Genomic DNA, 10,829 nt, shown 5'->3' with positions numbered 1-10,829 from the left:
GGCCCCCGGACCCCCCCGGGCCGGGGGGCCGCCCGGGGCTCCGGCGGCCGCGGGGCGCCGGGCGGCGCGGGCCGGCGGGGGGGGGCCCGGGGTAGGCCGGGGCGCCGCCTCCGTCCGTCGTCGGGGGGTCACTCGCCTCCGGCCGGCTCCAGGATCGCCACGCACTCGAAGTGGTGGGTCATCGGGAACAGGTCGAAGGCCCGCAGCGAGACCGGCCGGTAGCCGCCCTCGCGGAAGAAGCCGAGGTCCCGGGCGAGGGCCGCCGGGTCGCAGGCGACGTAGGCGATGCGGCGGGCGCCGAGCCCGGCCAGGTGGGCGACGGTCTCGCGTCCGGCCCCCGCGCGCGGCGGGTCGAGCACGATGAGGTCGGTCTCGGTGATGCCGGTGCGCGGCAGCAGCGACTCCACCCGGTCGCACTCGATCCGGACGTTCTCCACCGCGGCCAGGTTGTGCCGGGCGTCGGCCACCGCCTGCTTGCCGGACTCGATGCCGAGCACCGCGCCGTCCTCGCCGACCCGGTCGGCCAGCGCGCCCGCGAACAGGCCCACTCCGCAGTACAGGTCGAGCGCGTTCTCGCCCCACTGCGGGTCCAGGCCGTCGAGGACGGCGTCGACCAGGGTGTCCGGCGCCTCCGGGTGGATCTGCCAGAAGCCGCCGTTGCTGACCCGCCAGGTCCGCCCGGCGGCGCGCTCGCGCACGAAGCCGCGCCCGTGCACCTTGTGGGTGTTGCCCTGCTCGTCGATGCGGGCGATGGAGACCGGGCGGTCCAGCTCGACCAGCGGCAGCTGGGCGCCCGGCGCCGGGGTGAGCACCACCTGGCGGTCCGAGGAGCCGGAGGCGGCGATCGCCTCGACCGAGACGACGCCCGGCCAGTCGCGGGCCTCCACGCCCAGCTCGGTGACGCCCTCGGCGGCGATCAGGCAGCGGTCGACCGGCTGGACGTCGTGCGAGCGGTGCTTGCGCAGCCCGGCCCTGCCGCTGGCCGGGTCGACCGCGTACTGGACGCGGGTGCGCCAGGCCGGCACCCGGCCGGCCGGCAGCTTGCCGCCGACCGGCTCGACGCTGCCGTCCCAGCCGGCCTCGGCCGGGGTCAGGCCGGCCAGCTTGGCCAGCTGCTCGGTCAGCACCTGCACCTTGAGCTTGCGCTGGCCGCCCGGCGTCACGTGCTGCCAGTCGCAGCCGCCGCACTTGCCGGGCCCGGCGAACGGGCACGGCGGGGTGATCCGCTCCTTGGCGGGCTCCAGCACCTCCACCGCGTCGGCCCGCAGGAAGCGGGAGGTGGTGGTGCCCTCGGTGACCTGCGCGATCACCTTCTCGCCCGGCAGCGCGTGCCGGACGAACAGCACCCGGCCCTCGTGCCGGGCCACGCAGTGTCCGCCGCCGTGCGCGACGGGGCCGACCTCCACCTCGTAGCGCTCGCCGACCAGCGGGTCACCGGTGGGGGCCTTCGGCGCCCTGGGCGCGTTGGCGGCCTTGGGGGCGGCCTCGGCCCGGGCGGCGCGGGTGGCGTTGCGCAGCGCCCGCGGCGGACGCACGGCCTGCTTGCGCGGGCGCGCGCCGCCCTCCGGCCGCGCACCACCCTCCGAGCGCTCGGCACGCTCGGCACGTGCGCCGCGCTCCGGGCGCGACGGCTGCTCCGCACGCTCCGAGGTGCGCTCCGGGGCACGCTCCTCCGGCGCGAGCGGCGCCGTCCGCGCGGTGAACCCGTCGCGGTCGGTCGCCTCAGGGCGCGACGGCTTGCCCCAGCGCGGCCGGGCGACCTGCCCGGGCTTGGCGGCGGCACCGCCCTTGCGGGCACCCTTGCCCGAGGAGCCATGGGAACGAGACGGGGTGTTGCGGGTCACTGGGAGGAGTCCTTCGCGCTGCGATCGGCCGGGCCGGCGGGCTTCGCCGAGACTTCCGACTTTACGGCCTTGGGCGCCCGGGGCTCACCACGCCGGACGGAACCCGGCGCCGACCAGGCCTTCTGCGGCTTGCGCCGCTCCGAGGACTCCAGCTGCCAGGGCACCGAGGTCACCATCACGCCCGGCTTGAACAGCAGCCGGCCCTTCAGGCGCAGCGCGCTCTGGTTGTGCAGCAGGTGCTCGTACCAGTGGCCGACCACGTACTCGGGGATGTAGACCGACACCACGTCGCGCGGACTGCTGCGGCGCAGGTTCTTCACGTAGTCCAGCACCGGCCCGGTGATCTCCCGGTACGGGGAATCGAGCACCTTCAGCGGCACCTCGATCCCGCGCTCGTCCCACTCCGCGCGCAGCGCCGCCGTGTCCGCCGGGTCGACGTTCACGGTCACCGCCTCCAGGGTGTGCGCCCGCGCGAGCCGCGCGTACGCCAGCGCCCGCAGCGCCGGCTTGTGCAGCTTGGAGACCAGCACGATCGCGTGCACCCGGGTGGGCAGCACCACGTCGTCCGGCTCCTCCGCGGCGACCAGTTCCGCGGAGACCCGGTCGTAGTGCCGGCGGATCGCCTTCATCATCACGAACAGCACGACCATCGCCGCGATGGCGATCCAGGCGTGGCTGATCTTGGTGGCGAGCACGACGATCAGCACCGCCATGGTCATCACCAGGCCGAAGGTGTTGATCGCCCGGCTGCGCTGCATGTGGCGGCGCCGGGCCGGGTCGGTCTCGGTGCGCAGGTTCCTGGTCCAGTGCCGGATCATGCCGGACTGGCTCATGTTGAACGACACGAAGACGCCGACGATGTACAGCTGGATCAGCCGGGTCGGGTCCGCGTCGAAGGCGATGATGAACAGGATCGCGGCCAGCGCCAGCAGGATGATGCCGTTGGAGAAGGCCAGCCGGTCGCCGCGGGTGTGCAGCTGGCGCGGCAGGTAGCGGTCCTGGGCCAGGATCGAGCCCAGCACCGGGAAGCCGTTGAACGCGGTGTTGGCGGCCAGCACCAGGATCAGCCCGGTGACGGCGGCGACGAAGTAGAAGCCCGGCGTGAAGTTCGAGAACACCGCCTCGCTGATCTGGGCCAGCGCGGTCTTCTGGTGGTAGTCGCCGGGCGCGCCGACCAACTGGTGGGACTCCTCGGCCATCTGGACGCCGGTCAGCCGGGCCAGCCAGATGATGCCCATGAACATCACGACCGCGATGGTCGCCATCATCAGCAGGGTGGTCGCCGCGTTCTTGCTCTTCGGCTTGCGGAACGCCGGGACGCCGTTGGAGATCGCCTCCACGCCGGTCAGCGCCGCACAGCCCGAGGAGAACGCCTTGAGCAGCAGGAACACCATGGCGAACCCGGCCAGGTTCTCGTTGCCCGGGGTCGCCTCCAGGTGGAAGCCCGAGCTCTCCGAGGGCATGTCCTGCCCCATCCCGAAGTGCCGGACCACGCCGTAGACCACCATGCCGAGCACGCCGATCATGAAGGCGTAGGTCGGCACGGCGAAGGCCGTGCCGGACTCCCGCACGCCGCGCAGGTTCATCCCCATCAGCAGGATGACCACGACGACCGACAGGGTCAGCTCGTGGCCGCGCAGCGCGGGCACCGCCGACACCACGTTGGCCACGCCCGAGGTGGTGGAGACCGCCACGGTGAGGATGTAGTCGACCATCAGCGCGCTCGCGACCACCAGGCCCGAGTTCGGGCCGTGGTTCACGGTGGCGACCTCGTAGTCGCCGCCGCCGCTCGGGTAGGCGTGCACGTTCTGCCGGTACGAGGCCACCACCGCGAGCATGACGATGGCGACCACGACGCCGATCTGCCACGAGAAGTGGATGGCGGAGGCACCCGCCAGGGAGAGGGTCAGCAGGATCTCCTCGGGCGCGTACGCGACCGAGGAGAGCGCGTCCGAGGCGAAGACGGGCAGCGCGATGCGCTTGGGGAGCAGCGTCTCCCCCAGCTTGTCGCTGCGCAACGCACGCCCGATGAGGATGCGTTTCGGAAGGTCAGTCGGCATAGGCACGTTAAGGAATCGTAGGGGCAGTGCGGCGTCCGGTCCGACGGACGCCCCCCGTTCGTGCCCCCCTTCGTCGCGACTGTGTTCGGCGGACCGGCTAGCGTGTCGGGTACGAGCAGGCGGGCAACACTGTGGTTGTCGTGCCGAGCCCCACGAGGAGGCCCGCCCCGGACAGCGGGGCGGGGAAACGGAGATCGAACGGTGTTTGCGCAGGTCATGGCCCCAATAGGACGGGTGAGGTAGCGCCGGTGCACATCGTTATCATGGGCTGCGGCCGGGTGGGCTCCGCACTCGCCCGCGCACTGGAGAAACAGGGCCACTCGGTGGCCGTGGTCGACCAGGACCCGACGGCCTTCCGCCGGCTGGGCGCCGGGTTCAACGGGCGCCGGGTGACCGGGGTCGGTTTCGACCAGGACACCCTGAAGGAGGCGGGCATCGAGGAGGCGGGTGCCTTCGCCGCCGTCTCCAGCGGTGACAACTCCAACATCATCGCCGCCCGGGTGGCCCGGGAGAACTTCGGCGTGGAGAACGTCGCGGCCCGGATCTACGACCCCCGGCGCGCCGAGGTCTACCAGCGCCTGGGCATCCCCACCGTCGCCACCGTCCGCTGGACGGCCGACCAGATGCTGCGCCGGCTGCTGCCGAGCGGCGCCGAGCCGCTCTGGCAGGACCCGAGCGGTGCCGTCCAGCTCGCCGAGGTCGCCTACGCCCCGGAGTGGGTGGGCCACCGGGTGAGCGAGCTGGAGGCCGCCTCCGGCTCCCGGGTGTCGTTCGTCACCCGGCTCGGCGAGGGCGTGCTGCCCTCGCCCCAGATGGTGGTGCAGGAGGGCGACCTGGTGCACGTGATGCTGCGCCGGGCCGACCTGACGGCGGTCGAGGCCGCGTTCGCGCAGGGCCCGCAGAAGGAAGGTCACTGATGCGAGTCGCCATTGCCGGGGCCGGTGCCGTCGGCCGCTCGATCGCGGGCGAGCTGCTGGAGAACGGCCACGAGGTCCTGCTGATCGACAAGAACCCGAACTCCATCTCGGTGGAGCGGGTGCCCATGGCGGAGTGGCTGCTGGCCGACGCCTGCGAGATCACCTCGCTGGACGAGGCCGCGCTGCAGCGCTGCCACGTGGTGATCGCCGCCACCGGTGACGACAAGGTCAACCTCGTCGTCTCGCTGCTCGCGAAGACCGAGTACGGCGTGCCGCGGGTGGTCGCCCGGGTGAACAACCCGAAGAACGAGTGGCTCTTCAACGAGTCCTGGGGCGTGGACGTGGCCGTCTCCACCCCGCGCCTGATGTCCGCCCTGGTCGAGGAGGCGGTCAGCGTCGGCGACCTGGTCCGGCTGATGCGCTTCAGCCAGGGCAACGCCAACCTCGTCGAGCTGACCCTCGCCGAGGACACCGAGCTGGTCGGCACCCGGGTCGGCGACGTGCCGTGGCCGCCGGACACCGCGCTGGTGACCATCCTCCGCGAGGGCCGGGTCCTGGTGCCCGGCAAGGACGACACCCTGGAGGGCGGCGACGAGCTGCTCTTCGTGGCCGCCCAGGAGCGCGAGGAGGAGCTGGAGGACCTGCTGTCCAGCTCCGCCGGCGCGCAGTAGCGCGGGGAACGGCGGCCCGGGAACACCAGCCCGGGAACGGAAACGGCCGGGGGTCCGCACTCGCTCGGAGTGCGGACCCCCGGCCGTTCGCCGGTCCTGACGCCTACCGGTCGGCGGGCGGCTCGCCGGCGGAGTGCTCCGGCGCCGGCTCGTCGTCCAGCTGCGCCTTGATCGGCGGCGGCGCCTTCAGCAGGATCTGCCAGGTCACGTACATCGCCAGCAGCAGCGGCGGGATGCCCAGCGCGACCTTCAGCCAGCCCAGCAGGTTGACGTTGTGGGTGAAGTACAGCGGGAAGAGGATCACCGGCTTGATGCCCATGATCAGCACCCACGCCCAGGTGGCCTTGGTGTAGGCGGCCAGCCGGCCCGGGTTCTGCTTGCGCCAGGTGAACATCTCCCCGGTCACCGGGCCGAGCATGATGCCGATCAGCGGCCAGCGGACCAGCGCCGAGACGGCGAGGCCCACGCAGTAGCCGACGTTCCAGAGCAGGCCCGGCAGGTAGAAGTTCTCCGCCTTGCCGGTCTTCATCGAGATCCAGGCGCCGATGGCGACCCCGAACACCCCGCTGAAGGCGTGCTGGACGGTCTCCCGCTTCAGCAGCCGCGCCACCACGAACAGCGCGCTCAGGCCCAGCGCCGCCCAGGCCGCGGCGGGCACCTGGTGGGTGATGTTGTAGGTGACGATGAAGACCAGGCCGGGCAGGGTCATGTCGACCATGCCGCGGACCCCGCCGAACGCCTTCATCACGGTGTCGGCGGCCTCGCGGGAGGCCTGCCGCTCCGCCTCCTCGTCCCGGACGGTGTCCACCAGGCCGAGCTGGGCGGCGGGCTCGCCGCCGGGCTGGTTGCTCACGCTCATTCGCTCCCGTGTCCGACCGGACGCAGCTCGTAGCGGGGGTTGAACAGCACCCGGCGGCCGCGCGCATGGCTGATCCGGCCGCTGGCGACCAGACGGCGCCCCGGCTCGATGCCCGCGATGGAGCGGCGCCCGAGCCAGACCACGTCCAGCGCCTCGGTGCCGTCGAAGAGCTCCGCCTCCAGCGCGGGCACCCCGGCCCGCGGGCGGAGCGTCACGGTGCGCAGGGTGCCGGCGACGGTGACCAGTTGCCGGTCCCCGCAGCTGGCGATCGGCGTGCAGCCCGACTCCGCGGCGCTCTCCTGGCGCAGCTCCTCGGCCTCCAACTCCTCGGTGGAGGAGGTCAGCCGGCTGAGCATGCGGCGGAAGCGCCCCTGCGGCGGCCCGCTGCTGTTGTCACCACTCATGCCGGAAGGGTACCGGTTCCGGGGGCCCCGACGGCAGGCCGTGCGGGACGCCCGGGCTCCCCGGGGGCGCGCCGCGACGGCCGCCCGGCTCCCGCGAGCGGCCGCCCGCTCACCCCTCGAAGCGGTAGCCCATGCCGGGCTCGGTGATGAAGTGCCGCGGGTGCGAGGGGTCGCGTTCGAGCTTGCGCCGCAGCTGGGCGAGGTAGACCCGCAGGTAGTTCGTCTCGGTCCGGTAGGCCGGGCCCCAGACCTCCTGGAGCAACTGGGTCTGGCTGACCAGCCGGCCCGCGTTGCGGACCAGGACCTCCAGCAGATGCCACTCGGTCGGGGTAAGGCGGATGTCGGTGCCGTCGCGGTTCACCTTCTTCGCCGCCAGGTCGACGGTGAAGCTGTCGGTGACCACCACCGAGCCGTCCTCCCCGGCGACCGGCTCGGCGCGGCGCACGGCGGCGCGCATCCGGGCCAGCAGTTCGTCCATCCCGAAGGGCTTGGTGACGTAGTCGTCGGCGCCGGCGTCCAGCGCCTCGACCTTCTCGTCGGAGGCGTGCCGGGCGGAGAGCACGATGATCGGCACCCTGGTCCAGCCGCGCAGCCCCTTGATCACCTCGACCCCGTCCATGTCGGGCAGGCCGAGGTCGAGGACGACGACGTCGGGGTGGCGGGCGGCGGCGAGTTCCAGGGCGCTCGCGCCGTCGTGTGCGGCGTCGACCTCGTACTTGCGGGCCTTGAGGTTGATCACCAGCGCGCGGACGATCTGCGGTTCGTCGTCCACGACGAGGACCCGGGTCATGCGGGCTCCGCCTTTCGGGCTGTCGGTCTGATCAGAAGTGGTCGTGAAGTGATGATGAAGCGGTCACCGGAGAACAGGGATGGTCATACCGGGGGCGGGGCCGGTGCCGGCTCCTCGGCCCCCGGTCCGCCGGGGTCCGGTCCGCCGGGGCCCTCCGGCCGCGGCCCGTCGGGCTCCGGGACACGCTCGACGGCGGGCAGGGTGACGACCATGGTCAGCCCGCCGCCCGGGGTGTCCTCGGCGGACACCGTGCCGTCCATCGCCTCGACGAAGCCGCGCGCCACCGCGAGCCCCAGCCCCACCCCGGCACCGCGCGGAGCGTCCCCGTACCGCTGGAACGGCGCGAAGATCCGCTCCTTGGCGTCCTCCGGCACCCCCGGACCCCGGTCCACGATCCGCAGCTCCACCCGGCCCGGCCCGTCCGCCGGGTGCAGGGCGTCGGCCTTGACCAGCACCTTCACCCCGGCGGGGCTGTACTTCACGGCGTTCTCGACCAGATTGGCCAGCGACCGCTCCAGCAGCCCGCCGTCGGCCCGGATCATCGGCAGGGTCTCCGGCACGTCCAGCCGGACCGCCCCCGGCGGCACCCCGCCCAGCGCGAACGGCACCACCTCGTCCAGGTCGGTCTCCTGGATCAGCGGCGTGACCGTTCCGGTCTGCAGCCGGCTCATGTCGAGCAAGTTGTTGATCAGATGGTCGAGCCGGTCGGCGCCGTCCTCGATCCCCGCCAGCAGCTCCGCCTCGTCCTCCTCGTCCCACTCCACGTCCGCCGAACGGAGCGAGCTCACCGAGGCCTTGATCCCCGCGAGCGGTGTGCGCAGATCGTGCGAGACGGCCGCCAGCAGCGCGGTCCGGATCCGGTTCCCCTCGGCCTCCCGCCGGGCGGCCGCCGCCTCCCCCGCCAGCCGGCGGCGCTCCAGCACCACCGCCGCCTGCGCGGCGAACGCCCCCAGCAGCCGGCGGTCCTCCCCCGGCAGCACCCGGCCGCGCAGCACCAGCGCCAGCGTCTCCCCGACCGGCACGTCCACGTCGGCCGTCTCCGGACGCTCCGGCGGACGCGGACCCGCCGTCGCCACCGCCTGCCACGCCCCGACCCGGTCGGGCCGCTCCAACAGGGCCACCGACTCCTGCTGGAAGGTCTCCCGGACCTGCTCCAGCAACGCGGTCAGCACCCCGTCCCCGTCCCCGCTCGGCGACCCGCGCAGCACCGTGCCGGCCAGCGCGCTCAGCGTCTGGGCCTCGGTCTGGCTGCGCGCCGCCTGGTGGGTGCGCCGGGCCGCCAGGTCGACCACCGAGGCCACGGCCATGCCGACCGTGGTGAATATCGCCACCGCCATGATGTTCTGCGGCTCGTCGATCGTGAACGTGCGGATCGGCGGCGCGAAGTAGTAGTTCAGCGCGGTGGACCCGACCAGCGCCGAGGCGATCGCCGGGAACAGCCCGCCCACCAGCGCCGCGCACACCGTCAGCGACAGGAACAGCAGCATGTCCGTGGTGAGGCCCAGGCCGTGGACGTTGATGAGCACCAGCGCCAGCAACGGCGGCCCCGCCACCCCGATCAGCCAGCCCGCCACCGTGCGCGTGCGGCCCAGATCCGTCACCTTGCGGATCGGGATCCGCCCGCGCCCCTTCGCCGCGTGCTCGTGCGTGACGATGTGCACGTCGATGTCACCCGACTCACGCGTCACCGTGCCGCTCACACCCGGCCCGTAGACGTACTGCCAGGCCGGCCGCCGACTGGTGCCCAGCACGATCTGCGTCGCGTTCACGCCCCGTGCGAACTCCAGCAGCCCGGCGGCCGGGTCGTCGCCCAGCACCGCGTGGTACGAACCGCCCAGGCTCTCCACCAGCGCCCGCTGCTCGATCAGCGTCTGCGACGAGCCCGAGCCCGAAGGGGCGAGGCCGTCCGAGCGGGAGATGTGCACCGCCAGCAGCTCGCCGCCCGATCCGCGGGCCGCGATCCGGGCGGCCCGGCGGATCAGCGTCGCGCCCTCCGGGCCGCCCGTCAGACCCACCACGATCCGCTCGCGTGCCTGCCAGGTCCCCTTGATGCCCTGTTCGGCCCGGTACTTCTGCAGGTACTCGTCGACCCGGTCGGCCGTCCACAGCAGCGCCAGCTCGCGCAGCGCCGTCAGGTTCCCCGGCCGGAAGTAGTGGGCGAGCGCCGCGTCGATCTTCTCCGGCGCGTACACATTGCCGTGCGCCAGCCGGCGCCGCAGCGCCTGCGGCGACATGTCGACGAGCTCGATCTGGTCGGCCCGGCGGACCACCTCGTCCGGCACCGTCTCCCGCTGCCGCACCCCCGTGATGCCCTCGACGACGTCGCCGAGGGACTCCAGGTGCTGGATGTTCACCGTCGAGACGACGTCGATCCCGGCCGCGAGCAGTTCCTCGACGTCCTGCCACCGCTTCTCGTTGCGGCACCCCGGCACATTGGTGTGCGCCAGCTCGTCCACCAGCACCACCTGGGGCCGGCGCGCCAGCACCGCGTCCAGGTCCATCTCCGTGAACACGGCCCCGCGGTGCGTCAGCTCCCGCCGCGGCACCACGTCGAGACCGGAGACCTGCTCGGCCGTGTGCCGGCGCCCGTGGTCCTCGACGAACGCCACCGCGACGTCCGTTCCCCGCTCCGACCGCCGGTGCGCCTCCGCGAGCATGGCGTACGTCTTACCGACCCCGGGTGCCGCCCCGAGGTAGATCCGCAGCCTGCCGCGTCCCATGTGCACCATTCTTGATCCGGCCGAGCCTGGCGGCCATCCCGGACACCAGTTCCCTTCGCCTTCGAGACTACGGCGCAGGCGCCGCTTTGCCAGCGATCTGGGCGCTGAGCTGGGAGTCTTAGCGCCATATTGATGGGCTCGGGGGCCGGAGCGGCGGGCCGGGCGCTGCCATGGGGCGGCGAGGGCCCCGGTCCGGTCCTGGTCCTGGTCCCGGCATATCCGGACATGCGAAAAGCCCCTGCCGGTATCCCCGGCAGGGGCTTCTCAGAAGAATTGTTCGGCGGCGTCCTACTCTCCCACAGGGTCCCCCCTGCAGTACCATCGGCGCTGTGAGGCTTAGCTTCCGGGTTCGGAATGTAACCGGGCGTTTCCCTCACGCTATGACCACCGAAACACTATGAAACTGTCGGCCGCCCGCCCGTATACGGCGGGGGTCGTTGTTTCAGAACAACACAGTGGACGCGAGCAACTGAGGACAAGCCCTCGGCCTATTAGTACCGGTCAACTCCACCCCTCACAGGGCTTCCATATCCGGCCTATCAACCCAGTCGTCTACTGGGAGCC

The 10,829-nt window shown here is 72.7% G+C and carries 8 protein-coding genes and 2 rRNA genes; 2 read left to right on the top strand and 8 right to left on the bottom strand.

Features of this window, described 5'->3' with window-relative positions:
* Positions 1 to 128: 128 nt before the first annotated feature.
* Both ACF1AK_RS00050 and ACF1AK_RS00045 read right to left on the bottom strand, forming a co-directional pair.
* Complete coding sequence (locus tag ACF1AK_RS00050) at positions 129 to 1,427, bottom strand: class I SAM-dependent RNA methyltransferase (RefSeq protein WP_391497319.1); 1,299 nt, start codon at positions 1,425 to 1,427, stop codon at positions 129 to 131.
* Between the two features lie 413 nt (positions 1,428 to 1,840).
* The gene (locus tag ACF1AK_RS00045) at positions 1,841 to 3,904 is read right to left on the bottom strand and encodes an APC family permease (protein WP_391497318.1); all 2,064 of its coding nucleotides are present in this window, start codon (positions 3,902 to 3,904) and stop codon (positions 1,841 to 1,843) included.
* A gap of 248 nt (positions 3,905 to 4,152) precedes the next feature.
* Between ACF1AK_RS00045 and ACF1AK_RS00040 the strand changes: the two genes are divergently transcribed.
* Both ACF1AK_RS00040 and ACF1AK_RS00035 read left to right on the top strand, forming a co-directional pair.
* Positions 4,153 to 4,821 carry a potassium channel family protein gene (locus ACF1AK_RS00040; RefSeq protein WP_380296547.1) on the top strand — a complete coding sequence of 223 codons (669 nt, stop codon included), beginning with the start codon at positions 4,153 to 4,155 and terminating at the stop codon, positions 4,819 to 4,821.
* Entirely contained in the window at positions 4,821 to 5,492 is a 672-nt protein-coding gene (locus ACF1AK_RS00035; RefSeq protein WP_355376057.1) for a TrkA family potassium uptake protein, read from the top strand. The genes ACF1AK_RS00040 and ACF1AK_RS00035 overlap by 1 nt, the downstream gene beginning before the upstream one ends.
* A gap of 103 nt (positions 5,493 to 5,595) precedes the next feature.
* Here ACF1AK_RS00035 and ACF1AK_RS00030 read toward each other — a convergent pair whose 3' ends face one another.
* The 6 genes from ACF1AK_RS00030 to ACF1AK_RS00005 form a co-directional block, all read right to left on the bottom strand.
* Complete coding sequence (locus ACF1AK_RS00030; protein WP_391496496.1) at positions 5,596 to 6,351, bottom strand: DUF3159 domain-containing protein; 756 nt, start codon at positions 6,349 to 6,351, stop codon at positions 5,596 to 5,598.
* Positions 6,348 to 6,755, bottom strand: a complete 408-nt coding sequence (locus ACF1AK_RS00025; RefSeq protein ID WP_350555533.1) for an OB-fold nucleic acid binding domain-containing protein — start codon at positions 6,753 to 6,755, stop codon at positions 6,348 to 6,350. The genes ACF1AK_RS00030 and ACF1AK_RS00025 overlap by 4 nt, the downstream gene beginning before the upstream one ends.
* A gap of 109 nt (positions 6,756 to 6,864) precedes the next feature.
* Positions 6,865 to 7,545: a response regulator gene (locus tag ACF1AK_RS00020; protein ID WP_350555531.1), complete on the bottom strand. Its 681-nt coding sequence runs from the start codon at positions 7,543 to 7,545 to the stop codon at positions 6,865 to 6,867.
* Between the two features lie 83 nt (positions 7,546 to 7,628).
* Entirely contained in the window at positions 7,629 to 10,265 is a 2,637-nt protein-coding gene (locus ACF1AK_RS00015; protein WP_391496495.1) for an ATP-binding protein, read from the bottom strand.
* 275 nt (positions 10,266 to 10,540) lie between these two features.
* Positions 10,541 to 10,657, bottom strand: a 5S ribosomal RNA gene (rrf, locus tag ACF1AK_RS00010).
* Positions 10,658 to 10,736: 79 nt separating this feature from the next.
* Positions 10,737 to 10,829 (bottom strand): 23S ribosomal RNA (locus tag ACF1AK_RS00005); the annotation flags it as partial.

It is taken from the genome of Kitasatospora sp. NPDC015120, from assembly GCF_043080305.1.
GTDB lineage: Bacteria > Actinomycetota > Actinomycetes > Streptomycetales > Streptomycetaceae > Kitasatospora.
The sequence above is the reverse complement of the archived record's forward strand: the minus strand, read 5'-3'. Positions and strand labels throughout refer to the sequence as shown.